This is a genomic window from Zobellia uliginosa (assembly GCF_900156625.1).
Classification (GTDB): domain Bacteria; phylum Bacteroidota; class Bacteroidia; order Flavobacteriales; family Flavobacteriaceae; genus Zobellia; species Zobellia uliginosa.
On sequence record NZ_FTOB01000004.1, the window covers coordinates 615,335 to 636,703 of the forward strand.

Here is a 21,369-nt window from a genome sequence, read left to right on the forward strand (position 1 = left end):
TCTATTGGCATTTCTAATGCCCAATTCGTCTTAAAAAGTTTCGATACATTACACTTCGTGCTAAGTAAAACGAGGTGCAAAGATATACATAATATGGCACTTTACGTTCTATATGTCCTGATACACAACATAAATTGGTGTTAAGAAAATCAACAAGGTACTTTTATACTATTAAGGTATAACCTGTTGAAATGAGTCGTTTTATTATCTTGTGGTCTGTGTTGTTCTTTTTGGGTACGAGCGTCGTAAGGGCACAAGTTTCCCCAGATTGTGGCAATGCCGTTCCTATTTGCAGCAATACTCCCGTCAATGGGGGGACCACGGGGTTTGGAATAGATGACTTTAACAGCGCGGTTACCACTGGGTGTCTAGAGCAAACCTTGAGCGGGGCCATTGAATCGAACTCGGCTTGGTATCGTTTTAGAACCGGGGCCTCCGGACAATTAGGATTCGATATAGGAATCGATACACTTGAAGATTGGGATTTTGCCCTGTACAAATCCAATGACTGCAATAACTTAGGGGAACCCATACGATGTAATTTTTTTGACAATCAAGATAAAAATCGATTTGTAGGGGTGGGGGAGGATCCTACCGGCGATACCCAAAACGTACAATATGAAGATTGGCTTGAGGTTACCGCAGGGGAAGATTACTATCTTATGATTAACAATTTCAGCAACAATAATTCGGGCTTTTCAATTCAGTTTTCAGGACACATATTTGTTACAAACCCTTATGACGCTTTGGATTGTTCCATAATAAATAACCTTCTAGGGCCGCCACAATCGGTTTGTGAGGGCGATATCGTCGATTTGAACGCTACGACCTCAGGAGCGACTGCCTATAATTGGTACGTAGATACGGGCAGCGGTTTTACCCAGATTGCAGGGGAACACGATCCCGAGTACCGTGTTGATGCCTCTGCGACCTATAGGGTGGAGGTCGTACGACCTAGTGAAACGATTATTAGTGAAGTTCAAGTGCATTTTTCCGAACGTCCCGTTACTGGAGCGGTTTCCGATGATGCTTCTTGTTCGTCCCTATCCGTCTACGATCTGTCTCAAAAGGACGTGGAGGCCCTTGGCGGACAATCTCCAGACGATTTTGTAGTAAGTTATCACGCTTCTTTCCCCGACGCGATGAACGGGGTAAATGCCTTGCCTAAACAATACGGGGTGCCAACGGGTTCCCAAACGATTTATGTGCGACTTACATCTGTGGGGAATTCAAAGTGCTTTGATGTGACGGAGCAATTCGAACTGGTCAATTTACAGACCCCCGACATCGATTTTCCATCGGAAGTATTTTTGTGTCAGTCCAATACTGGGGTCGTTATCGGTCCGTCTTCACCGAATGCCAATTATAGCTATTTCTGGAGTACGGGGGAGACTACACCGAATCTTACGGTTTCCGAAGCGGGCGAATATAAACTGACTGTCACCCATACGCAATCGGGCTTGAGTTGCAGTCGGGCCCAAAATGTAACGGTTTATATCTCACGGCCGCCCCAAATTACGGGAATGGAAATCAACGACCTTCAAAACAATAATACCGTTACGGTCTTGGTCGATACATCGGACGATTATGAATATCGATTAGACGAAGGGGCGTATCAGACCGGCAACACCTTTTACCAGGTGAGCCCGGGCATGCATACGGTAAGTGTGAATGACCCCAAAGGATGCGGGGCCGTAAGCGAGCAAATTGTGGTTGTGGGCTTTCCTAAATTTTTCACCCCCAATGGAGACGGTGTCAACGATCTCTGGGGTATTGTCGGGGTTGAAACATTGAATTCGCCCTTAATCTCTATTTTTGACCGCATGGGCAAACTCTTGGCCCAGTTGGAGCCGTCAAATCTTGAATGGGACGGTTATTGGCAAGGTAGGCCCTTGCCCGAATCGGATTATTGGTTTAAACTTACCTATGTTGATGCTAGGGGCCAGACGGTAACGGCCAAGTATATCAACAACCATTTTTCATTGAAACGCTAGCCGTATTTTTTTGTGGGGGCAAGCGACATTTTATCGATAAACTACCTGTTTTTTCTGTTTAAACATACTAAAATCAATGTTCCTGAGTTATCTAGTTATATTGTTTTAGCCCCTTTACCTATGCGCTTTTTACTATCAGTACTCTGTGTTGCGTTTTTTTATGCCACAGAAATTCAAGCACAAAATTCAGCTGACTGCAGAACCGCTATTCCTGTATGTGCCGATGCCCCAATTATGGGGTACGCCGATGGCACGGGAGCTATAGATGATTTCGATCCAGAGGTCATTACCGAAAGCGGATGTCTCGAAAAAGGAAGCATTAGCGAAGCCAATATCGAACATAATACCTCGTGGTTTGTCTTTAGGGCGGGCACCGATGGCCAAGTGGGTTTTGATATTGAGGCGTTGCCGGTCAGTGGTTCGGGATCGCCTACGGCCGAATGGGATTTTGCCGTTTATGGGCCCGATGTCGATTGTACCGATATTACTACCGGAGCGGTCGACCCTATTCGCTGTAATTATGAGGTTAACAATACCCGATTCACAGGATTGGGCGTCAACCCTGAAAACGGACAGCAAGGGGTGCCTTCTACCACCCAGAACCTAAATACCTACGATGAGTACTTAGATGTGAGGGCAGGTGAGATGTACTATATCTTGATTAATAATTTCAACACCAATTTTGATGGCGATCCAGAGCCTTTTATGCTCACCTTTACGGGTAGCTCGGTTCAGTCCGATAAGGATACGGCTTTGGATTGTACGTTGCGTGATGAGTTTTTGGGCTTGGATATTATTGCATGTGAAGGTGACCCAGATATTACCTTGAGTATGTTGAATTCCCCGGCAGGTCCTGATTTTACCAATGTAGCCTGGTCTGTTGACTACGATGATGATGGTACGGTAGATGGTACCTTGGGCTCGGGTCCTTCGGCGACGGAGATAAACGTGTCAAGTCCGAATTCAGGTAGATACTTTGTCGATATTACAACCACCGCGGGAGGTCATATTTATGATGATATTCTGATTACTTTCTACGGAATACCCGTGCTTGATCGTGTTGAAACATTGAACTCGAACCTATCGTTGGATCCCGATATGAACAATATTGAAATATTCGTTGATGGTGATGGGGATTATGAATACTCCATTAATGAGGGGGAATTTCAAGATGACCCGGTTTTTAATGATGTTCCGCCTGGAGTAAATACCGTGGTAATCAACGATAAGAACGGATGTGGCACAAGTGAACCTACCGAGTTTTTGGTGATAGGCTATCCTAAGTTTTTTACTCCTAACAATGACGGGGCCAACGATACCTGGAATATTAAGGGGATAGAGGAGTTGGCTAATCCGATGGTGTTTATTTTTGACCGTTTTGGCAAGCTCTTGGCTCAGTTGGATACCAATTCGGAATGGGACGGAACACTGAACGGAAGACCCTTGCCCTCGTCTACATACTGGTTCAGGCTTGAATATTCAGAACCGGAAAACGGTATAGAAGTGGCTAAATTGACCAAGTCTTATTTTGCCCTAAAACGATAAAAGTCCGACATCGGCCGGACTTTCAAATCGATATAGTAATACTTTCCTTAGAAATTTAGGGTATAGCCCAAGGTAACGTTTGTATTTACGTTGTTTAACAATGCGGCGGTATTGATTCCGGTATCGAAAAAGTACTGTAACCTATCTTGTTCGCTTCGGCTTACGGCCAAATCTAATCGGCTTCTTCTAAAGCTGTATCCAATGCCTCCAGAGATTCCTGTAAGGTCGCCTATGATGTCACCACTTTCGTAAGGGCTTTGCTCATAGCGGTATCCGGCCCTAAGGCTTACGCGTTGAATTCGGTATTCTCCACCGACCCTAATGGTTGAAACGGCACCCAAGGTTTCCGAAATATAAGTGTTCTCATTGGCGAAACCTGCGTCGCTGGTAGGTCTTAGTTGGGCGTTAGACATATCTTGGTATCCGTAATCAAAGCTTATAAGTCCGCTTTTACCAAATACGGCGGAAATACTTCCGGTAAGTTTTCCGGGAGTCTTGATCTGATAATCGAATATGTTGATGTAATTCAGGTTGAAAAATTGAAAACTGCTCTCTTTATTGGGGAAATTTGAATCTATTCCCTGAGAGAAATTATCCGTTAGGCGATACCAAGTAGGGGATTGATAACTGGCTCCCACCCGTAGGAAATCGTTGACTTTGGCAATAGCACCCAAACTTAGGGAAAAGCCGGAACCTTCGGTTATGAGGAGGTTGTCAAAATCGATGTACCTAGCTGTGCCACTTCCTCTTTCATTGAAAGTTTCGCTATACCTGTTCAGTCTTTCGTAACGGAGGGTGTGAAAGTTCAATGACGCACCAAAGTAAAGGTTCTGTCCGTATTGTGTTGCCCCGTTTATGGTGAACTTGCTGTTGTATCCTGTGATATCTTGACGGAAATCGTGGTTGACATCGTCGTAATCGGCATTTGAAAAATAGCTGGTGTTGTCCTCGGTATCGGAAACCGGGTCGATAATACCTGCCTGAAAACCTAAAAATGCCTGTTGGCCGGCAAAGTTGAGTCCGTTCGTGGCGCCTATGGCTAAATAGGCATCACCGAGGGTTTCGTTTGCTTTTAACTTTAGGGGGTCCAATTCGATACCTTCGGCAAAATCTAAAAAGTAATTATCTACACCTTGGTTGCTTCTTCCCTGGGTAACCGAACGGGAATCAAAATTTTGAACCAAGTCATAGTTAAGCGCCAAAGTCAGTTTTTTCCATGGGCTGTCGGCATCGGTAGACTTGAATACAAAAGCCCCACCGATTTGGTTGATGTCGAAATTGTTGGAAGATGTTGAATTTAGGCTACCGTTAAGATCGGAATCGATTTTATTGGAATAATTCGTTCCCGATACGGAGAATAGGCCGTTGTTGAACACGGCGCTACCTGCGGGATTGATGTTGAGGGCCGATAAATCGCCTCCCAGAGATCCAAATGCGCCTCCCATAGCCTGAAATCGGGCCGAGCCCTGAATGTTTTCGGAACTGTAACGTAAGACGTCGTCAATGTTTTGGGCGCTTGCGACAACACATGCCAACAGCCCTATGAATGTTATGTATTTTCTCATTCCTAGCAAATTTAGAGTAAGTTTATTCTGATTTTGGACTTAGTTTCTACGACTTGAAGATGATCTAGAGCTTGATCCGGAAGAAGATCTTGTACTTCCTGAACTTCTTGAAGAGCTGCTAGAGCTTCTGTAGGTTCCGCTGCTCGAGCTGCTTCTACTTGAGCCTGACGACCTGTACGTGCTGGTTCTGGGCGTTGAGCTGCGCTTGTAGGTGCTGCCACTGCTCGATCTTGTGCCCGAACTCCTATAGGTAGAGGTACGGGGTGTGGAAGAGGTGCTGCGTCTGTAGGTACTGCTTCTAGATGAAGAATTGTACGTAGGGGTGGCCCTGGTGCTTCGGCTCGTTCTGTACGAACGGTTTTGGTCGACACCTACGCTTCTTCTTGAAGCTGCTGAGGATCGGCTGCTGCTATAGCTTCTAGAAGTGCCCGTTGCCGAGCTTCTGCTTGTTCTGCTAGACGAACCATTGGCGGAGTATCTAGGTGTGGCCCTGCTACTACGGCTTGTCGCCGCGGTTCTTGTATATCTTGAACTGTTTCCTGAAATGGCATTGGTATTGCTGTAGTAACCTCTTCTGCCGCGGTTATATGCGTAGTGTCGGTTTCTGTACGAATAATTGTTGTATCCACTGTAGTATCCGTAAGGAGGACACCAAGTGCCATAGCCGCCCCATCGGTAACCGTAGTAGCCACCGTAGAATCCGCCGTATCCATATCCGTAACCTCCCCATCCCCAAGGACTGTATCGGTATCTCCAAGGGTTGTAATAACCACCATAGCCATAGTAGCCCCCCCATCCGATCCATGGCGAAGCCCATCCGTATCCGGCGTAACCCCATCCGCTGTCGTAAATGTTGATGTTTACACTGGTCGCATTGTCACCCCATCCTGCATAACCTGCATAATCATTGTCGTTTTTGTAATAATCGGTCAACTGGCCTTGCGAAACACTGTCTTGGGCCGATTCACTGGAATAAGAGTCGATGTCGGTGAAAATTTCACCTTCGAGCATTTGATCGAATTGGTCGGCTTGCTGCCCGAAATATTCGGAATACACATTGTCCTCATTCTGTTCTTGTTGCTGTTGAGGCCTAGATCGGCGCTCTACACTGACTTGGGTGTCGCTGGAATAAATTCCGTCGTTGTCATAGTACGAGGCCGATTGGTACGACCCGCAAGATGCTGCAACAATGCCGATTACGGTGCAAAGTGCAATGTGATGGATTTTACTGCGGGATGGTAAATGTATCATGGGTGCAATTTTTTATTGTTGAACATAGTAAAAATAAGTAGTTTTACCCAATTATTTTGCTAACATAAGCACAAGTTTTGTGCCAAACTAAATATAATGGGTAAGAATTTGACAAAGCGCAGCGAGGATTATTCCAAATGGTATAACGAGCTCGTAGTGAAGGCCGACTTGGCCGAAAATTCAGGTGTTCGTGGTTGTATGGTAATCAAACCTTACGGTTTTGCCATTTGGGAGAAGATGCAGGCCGCTCTTGATAAGATGTTCAAGGAGACGGGGCATGAAAATGCTTATTTTCCGCTGTTCATACCCAAATCGTACTTGAGTAAGGAGGCGAGCCACGTTGAAGGTTTTGCCAAAGAATGCGCCGTAGTGACCCACTACCGCTTGAAGAATGCCGAGGACGGTAGCGGTATTATAGTGGATCCCGATGCCAAATTGGAAGAAGAGCTTATTGTAAGGCCTACCTCTGAAACCATTATTTGGGATACGTATAGGCGATGGATACAATCGTATCGAGACCTTCCCTTGTTGATCAACCAGTGGGCCAATGTGGTACGTTGGGAAATGCGTACGCGTTTGTTTCTTAGAACTGCCGAATTTTTATGGCAAGAAGGGCATACTGCGCACGCTACCGAAGCCGAAGCAATAGAGGAGGCCGAAAAAATGATGCGGGTCTATGCCGAATTTGCCGAAGAACATATGGCCGTGCCGGTCATTCAAGGGGTGAAAACGGAAAGCGAGCGTTTTGCGGGAGCCATAGAGACCTACTGTATCGAGGCTTTGATGCAGGACGGAAAGGCACTGCAGGCCGGTACCTCTCACTTTTTGGGACAGAATTTTGCCAAGGCCTTCGATGTTAAGTTCGCGAATAAGGAAGGGAAGCAAGAACATGTTTGGGCTACTTCTTGGGGAGTTTCAACCAGATTGGTAGGGGCCTTGATCATGAGCCATAGTGATGATAACGGTTTGGTCTTGCCTCCAAAATTGGCTCCTATACAAGTGGTTATCGTTCCTATTTACAAGGGAATGGAACAATTGGACGCCATTTCTGAAAAGGTCGCTCCCTTGGTAAAAGAATTAAGGGCCAAAGGTATTTCGGTAAAATTCGATAATAGGGATACCCATAAGCCTGGCTTTAAATTCAACGAATATGAATTGAAAGGGGTTCCGATTCGTTTGGCCATAGGGAAGCGTGATCTAGAGAACGGTACCTACGAGGTGGCCCGAAGGGATACGTTGACGAAAGAGATTGTTCCTATGGACGATGTTGTAGCTAAAATTGAATTTCTCTTAGAGGATATTCAAAAGAACATATATCAAAAAGCACATTCCTTTAGGGAAGATAATATTACCGAAGTCGATACCTACGAGGAGTTTAAGAAGGTCTTGGAAGAAAAAGGAGGATTTATTTCCGCGCATTGGGACGGAACCAAGGAAACCGAGGAGAAAATAAAAGAAGAGACCAAGGCAACTATTAGATGTATCCCCTTAGGTACTGAAAACAAGGAGGGAAAGTGCATGGTGACGGGAAAATTATCATCAAAAAGAGTACTTTTTGCTAAAGCATATTAAAAAAATTATGTTAGCTATTGCGTTAGTTAAAAATAATTGTATTTTTGCATCCGCAATTGCGTAAGGCAATGGCCCGTTCGTCTAGGGGTTAGGACGCCAGGTTTTCATCCTGGTAACAGGGGTTCGATTCCCCTACGGGCTACAAAATGCAAATGAACGATAGGTAAAACCCCTAAATAAGGGTTTGTAAAGTCTAAAGTTCAGGAGCTTATTTAGAGAGTATGTATTGGCCCGTTCGTCTAGGGGTTAGGACGCCAGGTTTTCATCCTGGTAACAGGGGTTCGATTCCCCTACGGGCTACAAAAGGTTCGATGAGGATTGGGGAAGAGGAATTTTAAAAAATTATAACAAGTTAGAAAAAGATGGCAAATCACAAGTCAGCATTAAAAAGAATCAGAAGAAACGAAGCAGTACGTCTTCGTAATCGCTATCAGCACAAAACTACACGTAACGCAATCAAAAAATTGCGTGGTGAAGAAAGTAAGAAGGAAGCTGAAGCTTTGTTGCCTAGCGTTGTTAGTATGATCGATAGATTGGCGAAGCGCAATATCATTCATGATAACAAAGCGGCTAACTTAAAAAGTAAATTGGCCAAGCACGTAGCTGCTTTGTAAGATTTAAAAGTTATTAAAAAAAGCCCTGTCGTAAACTTTACGACAGGGCTTTTTTGTTTCTATGTATCGCCTTTGTTCTATTTGGGCATCCTCCGTTTCATTCTTAAAAAACCGATAACAAAGAATAGATAGCTTATAATGATCAACGACCAATGGATCCTTCTGATGATTGGTGGGGTCGGTGTTTCGTGAATGGTATGGATATACCTTATGACTTTGATAGGAAGGTAGCCAGCGTAAAAAATGAAAAGTCCGCTGCTTAACCAAAATAAAAGGTTCTCCTTTGTTTTAAAAAGTAAATCGATGGAGAAAAACTTTCTTAAATACATTAAAGTACTGTAAACGAGTATAATTCCCCCGAAAACATAGGCGTATACTTGCGGCAATTTACTGAAGTTGTCGACGAATGCATTTATCAAGCAGACAACTAAAAAGAAAATACCTCCATAATATATATTCCTTTTGTGTTTTGGGTCATCGATATAGAACCTGAATATATAATAGAAATATAGGTAAAATACCAACATGTAGGTGTTGTATATAAACCAATTGTAATTGCGATAGGTCTCGATTGAAATTAAACTGAACTCGTCTTGGTAATTGTTTATTAGGTATCCTAATAATTCATTTAGCAAGGTGTAAATGAAAATAATAGGCAGATACGTAAGCTTTGATTCGTAATATTTGGGATACTTAAGCAATGCCAAGCCCACAGTAACTGCGTACATGGGGATGAGCGAGTTCAGTAAAATAAAATCGAAATCTACCAAAGGGTAAGTTTTTTATTTAAGAATGTATGTGTGGGTTTATGGTTGAGAGTGGCCTTCATTTTTGGTGGTACTTCGCTCTGCGTAGAAAGGTGCGCTTGAAGCGGAGAAAAAACCGGGTAAAAATGAAGCTTCATTTTTTGTATTAGGTGTTTGCCCTGTGCTCTTTCGTGGTCCTATAGGGTTGAATTCGTCGTCTAAAAGTACCACTTCCCGTTTGCCGTCGGTGCCGTCAATGGTAAAGAACATATGGTCGCCTCCATTTTTGTTGATGGTAGGTGACATTATGATCGTATTTTGTTTGGGGTGTACTACGGGTTTGCCATCATTGTATTTTTTTTCATCCGCATAATTGGCAAAATAGAACCTTAGCGTGGTCAATTCTTCACCTGAGAGTTTGGCTTCGTTCTCGATGTAGGCCAAGTATGCTTTAATGTCTTTGTAATCGTAAGATACGTAACGGGCCGCTTTGAACTTTCCGGGTTTGGAATCGTCGCTGCTGCTTTCCGTTGCGGCATGTTGTGCCTGTGCTTTCTCTTTGGAAGGCTTTTTGGGGTCTTTGTCTTTTTCTTCCATAGCCCGTTCGTAGTTTTCTATGAGGCCTACGCGTCTGCTTTTGTAGTTTTCATAGAGCTTGTGGGCTTTGGTGGGAAGAATGATTCCGTTGTTGTAATTGTCGTTTAAAACGGTCTCACAAGGACAATCGGGGCAGGGTTGTGCTTTTTCGTCTAGCCGGCATCCCGTAAAAATCAAGAAAAGAAGGAATGTGGCGCAGGTAAGCGCAGTTTGTTTTGAATTTTTCATAATGTAAGTTTTTTAAGTTCTACTTTTTTACATAAAATTCGGGGGAAGAAAATTTTTGTGCTATAAAGATATCCGAAAAAACGGATAATTGAATCTTCATTTATGGAATTCCGTAATCTTTGAACTATAAATAGGTGGGAAAAGTAGTAATTTCCGCTTTGTTTTAAGGGAAAGGCGGGTAATCAAAAAAAATCCCGAACACCAGATTGTAGACTGGAATTCGGGATGCTGTAAATTTGATATCTTACTTAAATCAATAAAAACTTATTGATTCATAGTCAGCAAAAACTCTTCATTGTTTTTGGTCTGTTTGATGCGTTGCTCAATGAATTCCATGGCTTCGACAGGATTCATATCCGCCAAGTATTTTCTTAGGATCCACATGCGCTGAATAGTGCTTTCGTCCAATAACAGGTCGTCGCGTCTTGTACTTGAAGAGGTAAGGTCGATAGCGGGGAAAATCCTTCTGTTTGAAATCTTACGATCCAATTGAAGTTCCATGTTACCTGTTCCTTTGAATTCTTCAAAAATCACCTCGTCCATTTTTGAACCGGTCTCCGTAAGGGCGGTCGCGATGATAGAGAGTGAACCGCCGTTTTCAATGTTTCGGGCAGCTCCAAAGAAACGTTTGGGCTTGTGAAGGGCATTGGCGTCTACACCACCACTCAATACTTTACCGGAAGCAGGTTGTACCGTGTTGTAGGCCCTGGCCAGACGGGTAATGGAGTCTAAAAGAATAACGACATCATGGCCGCATTCTACTAGACGCTTCGCTTTTTCCAGAACAATGTTCGCTACGCGCACATGTTCGGTAGCCTCTTTGTCAAAAGTAGAGGCAACGACTTCGCCACGTACGTTACGTTGCATGTCGGTAACCTCTTCAGGACGTTCGTCTATCAGCAAGATGATTTGGTATACCTCTGGGTGGTTGGCGGCAATTGCATTGGCAATCGCTTTCAATAGCATGGTCTTACCCGTTTTTGGTTGGGATACGATCATACCTCTTTGTCCCTTTCCGATAGGGGAGAATAAATCTATGATTCTGGTAGAGATATTACTTTGTCTGTCCGCCAAGTTGAATTTTTCTTGGGGGAAAAGTGGGGTCAAATGCTCGAAAGATACCCGGTCTCTCACCACTTGGGGGTCGATTCCGTTAATTTTATTGACTTTGATCAAAGGGAAATATTTTTCACCTTCTTTAGGAGGTCTTACGTTTCCTAAAACGGTATCCCCTGTTTTAAGTCCGAATAACCTGATCTGTGATTGTGATACATAGATATCATCGGGAGATGATAGGTAATTGTAATCTGAAGAGCGTAAAAACCCGTAACCGTCTTGCATGATATCTAGAACGCCTTCGCTTTCTATGATGCTGTCAAATTCAAACTCGGGCTCTTTGTACCTGTTTTTTAGATCCTTGTCAAAATTGCTTTTGTCATAGGTCGTTTTTTGGTGACGTTGGTTCTTGTTGTTATTGGGGTTGTTGGAGTTACCGCTGGGGGTATTTTGATTCTTGTGCTGTGGGTTGCCCTTGGCTTCCCTTTTTGCAGGGCCGGAATTGGTCTTTACCGGTCTTGGGCGAGGTTTTTTGACTTCGGTAGGTGTTGCCTTTGCCGCTGGTGCCGCTGGTGTCCCTTCCGGAGTTTCCGATTTTTCCGGGGCTTCTACTTTTTCCTTTTTCTCGGGAGCGGAAGCTTTGGTTGTCGGTTTTTTGGTCTCGGTTGCCGTTCTTGGTTTACGTGCTCTAGGTTTGGGTTTTTCCTCTGTTTTTGTAGCGGTTACTTCTGCTACAACTTTAGGATTGGCTGCTTGTACATCTAAGATTTGATAAACAAGGTCCAACTTTTTTAGGGTTTTGAACTTTGGCACGTTAAGGCCTTTGGCAATTTCCTGCAATTCAGGCAGTTTTTTTGCTTTTAAATCTGAAATTTCAAACATTAAGTAGGATATAAATTATACGTCTCTTGTATTGATAAGAAGTGAATTGTTATCTGAGTATTACGAGGGAAAGATTTCCCAATAGGTAAGTGTAATAACTAATAATCTCACAATATTACGAATTATTTTGCTTGTGACATCGATTTTTTTCAAAAAGACGTGTATTTTTGTGGAGTAAAATGGAGTTTAGGCAATGATTCAAAGAATACAAACAGTTTATTTGCTCATAGTTGTATTAGTAGCGGGAGTACTGCCGTTCTGGGTGAATCTCTGGTCTGATGCGGAAGGAAACGAGATTTTTGCGAGCCATGAAATCTTTATTTCGCTTACATTTTATATTTCATCATTATTGGCGCTTATTGCCATAGTGATGTTCAAAAACAGGAAAAATCAATTTGTGATGAACAGATTGAACATGATATTGAATCTTTTTTTACTAGGATTTTTCGTTTACCGGTCGCTAAATTTATCCGGAGAGATTTCGGTCTCGGAGAAGGGTATTGGGATGCTGATTCCTATTATTTCTATCGTTTTTCTGGTTCTTGCCAATAGGGCCATCAAGAAGGATGAGGATCTTGTAAAATCTGTTGATCGTCTACGATAAACCTAACATCTTAGTAGTATTAGTGCGTAAAACCCGGAGTAGTTACCGGGTTTTTTTTATTTATCGTTTTCCGAGTTCTACTACTTCTAGGTCCTTTATATCCGTTCCATCAATAACAAACCGTAACATGGTGCGAACCTGGTGAAAGCCGTGTTTGCCACAGGCGCCTGGGTTCATATGGAGTACGCCAAGCTTTTGGTCCATCATAACCTTAAGGATGTGCGAATGCCCGCAAATGAACAGCTTGGGAGGCTTGGCCTTGATGATGTCGCGGGTCCTGCCGTTGTATTTCGGGGGGTAACCGCCGATATGGGTCATAAGCACCTCTACACCTTCGCAGAAAAAACGGTCGTTCAACGGAAATTCCTTTTGAATGATGTGGTCGTCAATATTTCCGTAAACGGCCCTTAGCGGTTTAATGCTCCGCAAGGTGTCGGTTACCTTTAAACTACCGATATCGCCTGCGTGCCATATTTCATCCGCTTGACGGGCATATTTTAAAATGGTGTCGTCAATATGTGAATGCGTGTCGGAAAGCAATAGAATTTTGGTCATGTGGTCTCGTGAAAATTAGGTGATAGGACTTCGGCCTTGTCAATATTTTTAGTGGCATTGTTCTGTTTGGTCAAAGAAAAGTATCTTTGAGGCTCACAAAATTAAAGGTTTCGGTTGAGATATTTCGTTGAATTTTCATACTTGGGCAGGGACTATCACGGTTGGCAAAACCAACCGAACGCCATAACGGTGCAAGAAGTTCTTGAAAAAGCATTTTCTACCCTGTTGCGAGAGCCTGTGGCCTTGGTCGGTGCCGGAAGGACCGATGCTGGGGTGCACGCCAAACAAATGTATGCCCATTTTGACGTTGAGGGGATTGCCGATCTACAACGGTTGGTATATCGGTTGAACGCTTTTCTTCCCGAAGCCATTGCCGTACACGATGTTTTTAAGGTGCCTGCCGAGGCACATGCGCGTTTTGATGCCGAGGAACGAACCTATGAGTATTGGGTGGTGCAGGGGAAGAACCCCTTTTATACCGACTTTGCGTACTACGTAAAACATCGGTTGGATATAGATCGTATGAACCGAGCTGCCGAACTTCTCTTGCAGTTTGAAGATTTTGAATGCTTTTCAAAATCGAATACCGATGTAAAAACCTATTTGTGCGATGTTAAAAAAGCGGTTTGGGAAATGAAGGGCGACCGGCTCGTCTTTACCATAACCGCTGATCGATTTTTGAGAAATATGGTGCGTGCGGTCGTGGGGACGCTCTTGGAAGTAGGGATGGGAAAAATCGACCTAAGCGATGTTAAATCAATCATAAATAGCAGGAACAGAAGTAATGCCGGCCCATCGGTACCGGCAAAAGGGCTATATTTGACCTCTGTTTTATACCCCAAAAAGATTACGAAAAAGCATGGATAAAAATTCGGGAAAAGCATTTGATATTCGGTTGTTCAGACGCTTATTGGCGCATACCCGACCTTATCGGTTGACCTTTTACGGGGTGGCCCTTGCGGCTATTTTACTTTCTGCCTTTGCGGTAATGACACCGATTATCGTACAAAAGATTGTCGACGATGCCATTAAGGTGGGCGATCAAGAAAAATTAATGTGGTTGACCATTGCTATGGGCGTTGTCTTGCTCGGCCAAGTAAGCTGTCAACTTGCCTTTAACTATTATGCCAACTGGCTGGGAGAATCGGTTATCAAAGATATTCGGATCAACCTTTTCAAACATATGTTGGGGTTTCGGATGAAGTATTTCGATAGCTCTTCCCTAGGGGTCTTGGTTACCCGTGCCGTTGCCGATATGCAGCGGATCGGTGAAATTTTTAGCCAAGGATTTTTTGTAATCGTAGCCGATTTGTTGAAAATGTTGGTGGCCGCAGTGGTAATGCTGATAATGAACTGGAGGCTGGCCCTCATAGTTTTTGCCATCTTGCCCTTGATCCTTTATGCGACACGTCTGTTTCAGAAGGCTATGAAGGTGGCTTTTGCCGAGGTAAGATTACAGGTTTCCAACCTCAATTCTTTTGTGCAGGAGCGGATTACGGGTATGAAAATCGTTCAGCTCTTTACCCGTGAAAAAATCGAAAGTGAAAAATTTAGGGTCATCAACGAAAAACATAAAAATGCTTGGTTGAAGACCGTTTGGTACAACTCCATCTTTTTTCCGATTGCGGAAATCGTTTCGTCTATTGCAGTGGGACTCATTGTTTGGTACGGGGGGCTCCAAAATGTATCCAATCTTTCCAAGGAAGAACTCGGTACCTTGTTCGCCTTTATTCTGTTGATCGATATGCTTTTTCGTCCGTTGCGGCAAATCGCCGATAAGTTCAATACCCTACAAATGGGTATGGTAGCGGCCAATAGGGTGTTCAAGATATTGGATACCCAAAGCAATATTCAAGATGTCGGTACCATTGTCAAAGATGATGTACGCGGCAATATCAAGTTTGAGAATGTACATTTCGGATATTTGGAGGATGAGGAAGTTTTACATGGTATTTCCTTTGAGGTCGAAGTAGGGGAGACAGTGGCCATTGTAGGGGCTACGGGAGCCGGGAAATCGACCATTATCAACCTGTTGAATCGCTTTTATGAGATCAACTCCGGAACGATCCGGATAGATGGGATCGATATAAAGGATTTTAGTCTTGCTTCCTTAAGGGGGAAAATTGCCGTTGTACTTCAAGATGTGTTCCTGTTTGCGGATACTATTGAGAATAATATATCGCTCAAGAACGAGTCGATCGGCCTTGACCGTATAATGGCGGCGGCCAAACAAATCGGGGTAGACGAATTTATAACCAGTCTTCCAGGTGGTTATAACTATAATGTAAAGGAAAGGGGGACTATGCTGTCGAGCGGACAACGTCAATTGATAGCCTTTTTGAGAGCCTATGTAAGCAATCCCAGTATTTTGGTCTTGGACGAGGCCACCTCTTCGGTAGATACCTATTCTGAGCAATTGATACAAAGAGCTACGGAAAAAATAACGGAGGGAAGGACTTCGATCATTATTGCACACCGTTTGGCTACGATCAAAAAGGCCGATAAGATAATTGTAATGGATGAGGGTAAGATTGTGGAAACGGGTACGCACAGACAATTGCTGAAGAAAGGCGGATACTACAAAAACCTTTATGAAGCCCAGTTTCTTGCCGAAGAAGTGGCCTAGTTATTCTATCAGGTCGTCTTTAATGATTCCGATGAGTTCGTCTATACTGCCGTAATCGGTGAATTTCCCATTCTTTATGTAAGATATGTTTCCGGTCTCCTCACTTACAACCAGGGCCAGGGCATCGGTTTTTTCGGTAATGCCGACAGCGGCCCTATGGCGAAGACCGAAACGAAGTGGAATGTTTCTTTCGTTCGAGACGGGTAGAATAACCCGGGTAGCTACAATATAGTTGTTCTCAATGACGGCGGCACCATCGTGGAGCGGACTGTTTTTGTAAAAGATGCTCTCTAGAATGGGCTTGTTGACTTCTAGGTACATTTTGTCTCCTGACGATTTTACGAAATCAAGGGAGTTGTTCCGTTCTATAATAATCAAGGCCCCTGTTTTGGTAGAGCTCATTTTTTTGCATGCGGCAAGAATGGCATCGACGTCTACGCTAACGCTGGCACCGTCTTGGCGTAAAAATTTAAAATGTTTGATAAAGTTTCGCTTGTTGGCGAAATTGGTCGAACCGATCATCAAAAGAAATTTTCGTATTTCTTGCTGGAACACGATGATCAAGGCAATCAACCCTACTTGCATAAAGGCACCGACCATACTGCTGATCATTTCCATGCCGAGAAGTTCGGTGAGTTTCCAAAAACCCCAAACGATTACGATGCCAATAAAAATATTGATGGCCACGGAGCCCCGTACCAACTTGTATATGTAGTACAACAGCACCGCTACCAGAAAAATATCGAGAACGTCGGTAACCTTAAATTCTAAAAAATCTAGAAAATCCAATATCGGAGGTGTTTTTGTAAAATTAGCAAAATCCCTTAAATTTTTATTCAGGTTTTAATCGTTCTGCAAGTTTAACACATTCATAGGCTTCTTTAACGTCATGAACCCTTAAAATATTGGCACCGGCCAATAATGAGGCCATATGAAGGGCGGTTGTGCCATTGAGTGCGTTCTTTGCATCGGTTTCAAGTGCTTTGTAAATCATCGACTTTCTGCTGATCCCTATTAACAATGGGCGTTCTAGGGTCTGGAAAAGGGGCAGCTTCCGGAGGATTTCATAATTCTGAGATAGGGTTTTGGCAAAACCGAAACCGGGGTCGATAATAAGGTCGATCATGCTCAAGGCTTTTGCAGCGGCAATTCGTTCCGAAAAATAGGCGATGATATCGACTAAAAGATTGTCATACGCCGTTTGTTCTTGCATGGTTTGCGGATTGCCTCGCATGTGCATCATGATGTAGGGGGCGCGGCGCTCGGCTACCGTTTGTAGCATGTTGGGGTCGAGCTTGCCTGCCGAGATGTCATTTATGATGGCCGCACCGGAATCGAGACATGCTGATGCCACCTTGCTCCTGAACGTGTCTATCGATAAGATGATTTCAGGAAAGTGGTCTAACAGGAGTCGGGTCAGCGGAAGCATGCGTTTAAGTTCCTCCTCTTCGCTTACGTAATCGGCCCCGGGGCGCGAACTGTAACCGCCGACGTCGATGAAGGTGGCACCGTCGTTCAGCATCTTTTCAGTCTGTTTTAGAATGGCTTTCGCATCGCGATATTTTCCACCATCGTAAAACGAATCGGGTGTATGGTTTAGAATGCCCATTATTTTTGGGCTAGAGAGGTCGATTAAGCGGCCTTTGCAATTTAGGGTCATATATGATAAAGTTGAAGCGGTATCCCTTGATTAACCAAGTTTAAAACACGAACTTTGAACAATTCAAAATTTTGAGTGAAATTTACGCAAATTAGAAAGGATAGCCATGCAAAAGACTTCCGAACAATATGATGGGGTAATTCAAACCTGTAGAGACCTCTTTGAAAAGAAAATGAAAGATTACGGTAGTGCTTGGCGTATCTTAAGATTACCTTCCTTGACCGATCAGATTTTTATTAAGGCACAGCGCATCCGAAGCCTTCAAGAAAATGAAGTGCGCAAAGTTGATGAAGGCGAGCGCTCAGAGTTCATCGGTATTATCAACTATTCGATTATGGCCCTGATTCAATTGGAAAGGGGAGTGGTAGACCAACCCGATCTAACTACCGAAGAGGCGGTGGCGCTTTTTGATAAGCATGCCGGCATTACCAAAACCTTGATGGAAAACAAAAACCATGATTATGGTGAGGCTTGGCGCGATATGAGGGTGAGCTCCTTGACCGATCTTATTCTGCAAAAATTATTGCGTGTAAAGCAGATAGAGGACAATAAGGGGGAAACCTTGGTGAGCGAAGGCATTGATGCCAATTACCAAGATATGGTCAATTATGCCGTTTTTGCCATGATTCATCTCGACGAAAATACAAAAGGATAGTATGAAATATATAGTGGGCCTTTGCCGAATACTTGTTGGTGTCTTATTCATTATCAGTGGTTTTATCAAGTTGAACGATCCCGTAGGTTTCTCATTTAAGTTGGAGGAATATTTTAGTCAGGGGGTTTTGGATCTTCCGTTCTTTGAGCCACATGCTTTGGCCATTTCTATTTTTGTAGTAATCTTTGAAGTGTTGTTGGGGGTTATGCTCTTGGTGGGTTTTAGGGTGAAATTTACGGTATGGAGCTTACTGCTTATGATTATCGGCTTTACCTTTCTTACCTTTTATTCGGCTTATTTCAACAAGGTTACCGATTGCGGCTGTTTTGGCGATGCCATTAAACTGACACCTTGGGAATCGTTTACCAAAGACATTGTTCTTTTGGTACTTATCGTGGTTCTTTTCGTAGGTAGAAAATATATAAAACCAATTTTTGGCGCCAATACCTTACGCGTGGTTACCTTGACGTCGGTAGTCATCTGTGGCTTGTACTGTAATTATGTACTCAATCACTTGCCGGTCGTCGATTTTAGACCTTATAAGATCGGGGCCAATATTGTTGAGGGTATGACGGTGCCCGAAGATGCCCCTAAGCCTATTTATGACTATGCCTGGCGTTTTAAGGTCAATGGTGAAGACAAGGTAATCGTTACGCAAGGTGACTATCCGCAGGTCGATGGTGATTTTGTTGATGTTGAGACTACGGAGGTACAGGCCGGTTACGAGCCGCCGATCCATGATTTTACCATAGAACAAGCGGGCGTTAATTACGCTGATTCCTTATTGCAAGAACCTAAGTTGGTCATGGTTGTGGCCTACGATTTGAAAAAGACCAATGAGGATATGTATTCGGAAGTAAAGAAAGTGACCGATAAGGCGATCAAGAAGGGCTACCATGTTATTGGTATGTCGGCCTCTAACGATCGGCAGACCGGTAAATTGGTCAAAGATCATAAGTTGAATTTTGAGTTTTATTTTACCGACGAGACCGCCTTAAAGACAATCGTACGCTCCAACCCGGCGGTGTTGGTCGTTAATAAGGGGACGATTGAACAAAAAGTACATTATAATGATTTGGATGAACTGGTTTTTGAATAATTTGCGAAGCCTTTAAATTCAAATTGAACGCATATAACATAAACACATAGAAATGAGAAGCAAAATAGTTGCAGGAAACTGGAAAATGAATAAAAACTTGGCAGAGACAGAGGCGTTGTTGACCGAATTGGCCGCCAAATTGCCCGATACACAAGCAGAGGTTATGGTAGCCCCTACCTTTGTTAACTTGGCAGCTGCCGTACATACTTTAGATTCATCCGTTATAGAGGTGATAGCACAGAATATGCATTTTGCCGAAAGTGGGGCCTATACGGGAGAGATTTCTGCTGACATGTTGCTGAATATCGGTATTGATACCGTGATTATAGGGCATTCTGAAAGAAGGGCCTATTTTGGTGAAACCGATGAAATATTGGCCAAAAAAGTAAAGGCGGCTTTGGCAAAGAATATGCGTGTGATGTTTTGTTTCGGTGAAGAGCTTGATGATAGAAAGTCCGATAACCACTTCAAGGTGGTCGAAAGTCAATTGAAAAATGCACTTTTCTCTTTGGAAGCTTCCGATTGGGGGAAAATTGTATTGGCTTACGAACCGGTTTGGGCCATCGGTACCGGAGAGACCGCTTCTCCTGAACAAGCACAAGAAATGCATGCCTTTATCCGTAAGACCATTACCGAAGCCTATGATGCTTCAATTGCCAACAATGTTTCTATTTTGTACGGAGGTAGTGTAAAACCTGCCAATGCGGTAGAGATTTTTGGAAAGCCGGATGTTGATGGTGGACTTATCGGAGGCGCTTCTTTGGTTGCCGATGATTTTGTAGCTATAATCAAGGCGATTTAGGTCTTTAAGAAAACCGATGATTTTATAAACCCTTTCCCCAAAAACGGAAAGGGTTGTTCATTTCATACTGAATATTGATCTTGTGTAAAAAGAGGGTGTGCGGTGTTTTTTTTGTAAATGAACACCAGTAAATACGACCAACAACAAATAAAGAGACAACAAGATGTCGAACACTGTATATATAGAATATAATTTTTCGGTAAGCCCTTTGCAGCCCGGCTCCGATATTTTAATTGCCGAACTGGGCGAAGCGGGCTTTGAAAGTTTTGTTGAGAATGAAGAAGGGGTCTTGGCCTATATTCAAAAGGAAGACTGGAACGAGAAGATTTTGGAAACACTTGAAATCTTGAACAATCCGATTTTTGAAGTCGGTTTTTCTATGAAGGAAATAGAACAAGAGAACTGGAACGCGACCTGGGAGAAAAATTTTGAAGCGATTCAAGTGGCCGACCAATGTGTGGTGCGAGCGCCTTTTCACGAAAAGCCGGATGTAGCCTTCGATATTGTGATAGAGCCCAAAATGAGCTTTGGTACGGGACATCATGAGACCACCTATATGATGCTTCAATTTGTTTTGGAAAACGATTTCGAGGGTAAGGACGTTCTTGATATGGGCAGTGGAACCGGTGTGTTGGCTATCTTGGCGGCCCTGAAAAAGGCAGCACATATAGATGCTATCGATATCGATAATTGGTGTTATTTGAACGCCAAGGAAAATGTGGAGCGGAACAACTGTAGCCATATCTCGGTTTTTGAAGGGGATTCGTCGTTGTTGGGAGAGCGGAAATACGATGTTATCTTGGCCAATATCAATAGAAATATACTGCTGGCCGATATACCGGTGTATGCACAAAATCTACGGGAAAACGGAGCCCTTTTCTTAAGTGGATTCTATGAAGAGGATATTCCCTTGATTTCGGAAACCTGTCTAAAAGCAGGGTTAAAGTTTGAAAAAAATCTGCAAAAAAATAATTGGGTTGCCGTAAAATATGTATTTTAGAAGAGGTATACTATTTTAAATTGATCACTATGAGTTTCAAAGAAAAAGTATCGGAAGAACTACTGCTAGAGGAAGAAGTAGTAAAACAAAACGAAATTGTCCTTTTCAATGATGAGGTCAATACTTTTGACCATGTCATAGAAACCTTGGTAGATGTATGCGATCATACGCCTGTTCAGGCAGAGCAATGCTCGCTTATTGTGCACTACAAGGGTAAATGTACTGTTAAAACAGGCGAGTATAAAGACCTAGAGCCCCGTTGTACCAAATTGTTGGAAGCAGGCCTTAGTGCAGAAATCGTATAGTTTAAATAAAGGT

Annotated in this window: 20 protein-coding genes and 2 tRNA genes; 14 read left to right on the forward strand and 8 right to left on the reverse strand. The window is 43.3% G+C overall.

What is annotated here, in order from left to right; genetic code table 11:
- Nucleotides 1-191: 191 nt before the first annotated feature.
- Both BW980_RS15200 and BW980_RS15205 read left to right on the forward strand, forming a co-directional pair.
- On the forward strand, nt 192-1,994 hold the full coding sequence (locus BW980_RS15200; protein ID WP_076456025.1) for a T9SS type B sorting domain-containing protein: 1,803 nt from the start codon (nt 192-194) through the stop codon (nt 1,992-1,994).
- 120 nt (nt 1,995-2,114) lie between these two features.
- Nucleotides 2,115-3,539, forward strand: a complete 1,425-nt coding sequence (locus BW980_RS15205; RefSeq protein WP_076456293.1) for a T9SS type B sorting domain-containing protein — start codon at nt 2,115-2,117, stop codon at nt 3,537-3,539.
- A 47-nt stretch (nt 3,540-3,586) separates the two neighbouring features.
- Here the strand turns inward: BW980_RS15205 and BW980_RS15210 are convergent, their stop codons facing one another.
- Both BW980_RS15210 and BW980_RS22355 read right to left on the reverse strand, forming a co-directional pair.
- Nucleotides 3,587-5,104: an OmpP1/FadL family transporter gene (locus BW980_RS15210; protein ID WP_076456026.1), complete on the reverse strand. Its 1,518-nt coding sequence runs from the start codon at nt 5,102-5,104 to the stop codon at nt 3,587-3,589.
- Nucleotides 5,105-5,143: 39 nt separating this feature from the next.
- Nucleotides 5,144-6,355, reverse strand: a complete 1,212-nt coding sequence (locus BW980_RS22355) for a hypothetical protein (RefSeq protein ID WP_139327700.1) — start codon at nt 6,353-6,355, stop codon at nt 5,144-5,146.
- 96 nt (nt 6,356-6,451) lie between these two features.
- Here BW980_RS22355 and proS point away from each other — a divergent pair, with 96 nt between their 5' ends.
- The 4 genes from proS (at nt 6,452) to rpsT (ending at nt 8,541) form a co-directional block, all read left to right on the forward strand.
- Entirely contained in the window at nt 6,452-7,927 is a 1,476-nt protein-coding gene (gene proS / locus BW980_RS15225; RefSeq protein ID WP_076456029.1) for a proline--tRNA ligase, read from the forward strand.
- Between the two features lie 70 nt (nt 7,928-7,997).
- Nucleotides 7,998-8,069: transfer RNA gene (locus BW980_RS15230), tRNA-Glu, on the forward strand.
- Between the two features lie 86 nt (nt 8,070-8,155).
- A tRNA-Glu gene (locus BW980_RS15235) sits at nt 8,156-8,227 on the forward strand.
- Between the two features lie 62 nt (nt 8,228-8,289).
- Nucleotides 8,290-8,541 (forward strand): 30S ribosomal protein S20, encoded by a 252-nt coding sequence (gene rpsT, locus BW980_RS15240; RefSeq protein WP_013994112.1) that lies wholly within the window; start codon nt 8,290-8,292, stop codon nt 8,539-8,541.
- Between the two features lie 77 nt (nt 8,542-8,618).
- Here the strand turns inward: rpsT and BW980_RS15245 are convergent, their stop codons facing one another.
- From BW980_RS15245 to rho, 3 genes are all read right to left on the reverse strand, one after another.
- Nucleotides 8,619-9,311 (reverse strand): hypothetical protein, encoded by a 693-nt coding sequence (locus BW980_RS15245; protein WP_139327701.1) that lies wholly within the window; start codon nt 9,309-9,311, stop codon nt 8,619-8,621.
- A gap of 36 nt (nt 9,312-9,347) precedes the next feature.
- A complete protein-coding gene (locus BW980_RS15250; protein ID WP_076456031.1) occupies nt 9,348-10,112 on the reverse strand; it encodes a hypothetical protein in 765 nt (254 codons plus the stop codon).
- Nucleotides 10,113-10,376: 264 nt separating this feature from the next.
- Nucleotides 10,377-12,050: a transcription termination factor Rho gene (gene rho, locus BW980_RS15255; RefSeq protein WP_076456032.1), complete on the reverse strand. Its 1,674-nt coding sequence runs from the start codon at nt 12,048-12,050 to the stop codon at nt 10,377-10,379.
- Nucleotides 12,051-12,243: 193 nt separating this feature from the next.
- Here rho and BW980_RS15260 point away from each other — a divergent pair, with 193 nt between their 5' ends.
- Entirely contained in the window at nt 12,244-12,654 is a 411-nt protein-coding gene (locus BW980_RS15260) for a DUF4293 domain-containing protein (protein WP_076456033.1), read from the forward strand.
- 60 nt (nt 12,655-12,714) lie between these two features.
- Here BW980_RS15260 and BW980_RS15265 read toward each other — a convergent pair whose 3' ends face one another.
- Entirely contained in the window at nt 12,715-13,209 is a 495-nt protein-coding gene (locus tag BW980_RS15265; RefSeq protein ID WP_076456034.1) for a metallophosphoesterase family protein, read from the reverse strand.
- 114 nt (nt 13,210-13,323) lie between these two features.
- Between BW980_RS15265 and truA the strand changes: the two genes are divergently transcribed.
- Together truA and BW980_RS15275 are read left to right on the forward strand one after the other, a co-directional pair.
- Nucleotides 13,324-14,076: a tRNA pseudouridine(38-40) synthase TruA gene (gene truA / locus BW980_RS15270; protein ID WP_076456035.1), complete on the forward strand. Its 753-nt coding sequence runs from the start codon at nt 13,324-13,326 to the stop codon at nt 14,074-14,076.
- Complete coding sequence (locus BW980_RS15275) at nt 14,069-15,835, forward strand: ABC transporter ATP-binding protein (protein WP_076456036.1); 1,767 nt, start codon at nt 14,069-14,071, stop codon at nt 15,833-15,835. The genes truA and BW980_RS15275 overlap by 8 nt, the downstream gene beginning before the upstream one ends.
- Here BW980_RS15275 and cdaA read toward each other — a convergent pair whose 3' ends face one another.
- Both cdaA and folP read right to left on the reverse strand, forming a co-directional pair.
- A complete protein-coding gene (gene cdaA / locus BW980_RS15280) occupies nt 15,836-16,624 on the reverse strand; it encodes a diadenylate cyclase CdaA (RefSeq protein WP_076456037.1) in 789 nt (262 codons plus the stop codon). It lies immediately after the preceding gene.
- 43 nt (nt 16,625-16,667) lie between these two features.
- On the reverse strand, nt 16,668-17,495 hold the full coding sequence (gene folP, locus BW980_RS15285) for a dihydropteroate synthase (RefSeq protein ID WP_076456038.1): 828 nt from the start codon (nt 17,493-17,495) through the stop codon (nt 16,668-16,670).
- 106 nt (nt 17,496-17,601) lie between these two features.
- On the opposite strand from folP, the gene BW980_RS15290 reads away from it, so the two are divergent.
- The 5 genes from BW980_RS15290 (at nt 17,602) to BW980_RS15310 (ending at nt 21,356) form a co-directional block, all read left to right on the forward strand.
- Complete coding sequence (locus BW980_RS15290; protein ID WP_076456039.1) at nt 17,602-18,150, forward strand: DUF1599 domain-containing protein; 549 nt, start codon at nt 17,602-17,604, stop codon at nt 18,148-18,150.
- A 1-nt stretch (nt 18,151) separates the two neighbouring features.
- Nucleotides 18,152-19,249 (forward strand): BT_3928 family protein, encoded by a 1,098-nt coding sequence (locus tag BW980_RS15295; RefSeq protein WP_076456040.1) that lies wholly within the window; start codon nt 18,152-18,154, stop codon nt 19,247-19,249.
- A gap of 52 nt (nt 19,250-19,301) precedes the next feature.
- Nucleotides 19,302-20,051, forward strand: a complete 750-nt coding sequence (gene tpiA, locus BW980_RS15300; protein ID WP_076456041.1) for a triose-phosphate isomerase — start codon at nt 19,302-19,304, stop codon at nt 20,049-20,051.
- Nucleotides 20,052-20,214: 163 nt separating this feature from the next.
- A complete protein-coding gene (gene prmA, locus BW980_RS15305; protein ID WP_076456042.1) occupies nt 20,215-21,051 on the forward strand; it encodes a 50S ribosomal protein L11 methyltransferase in 837 nt (278 codons plus the stop codon).
- A 29-nt stretch (nt 21,052-21,080) separates the two neighbouring features.
- On the forward strand, nt 21,081-21,356 hold the full coding sequence (locus BW980_RS15310; RefSeq protein ID WP_076456043.1) for an ATP-dependent Clp protease adaptor ClpS: 276 nt from the start codon (nt 21,081-21,083) through the stop codon (nt 21,354-21,356).
- Nucleotides 21,357-21,369 lie beyond the last annotated feature (13 nt).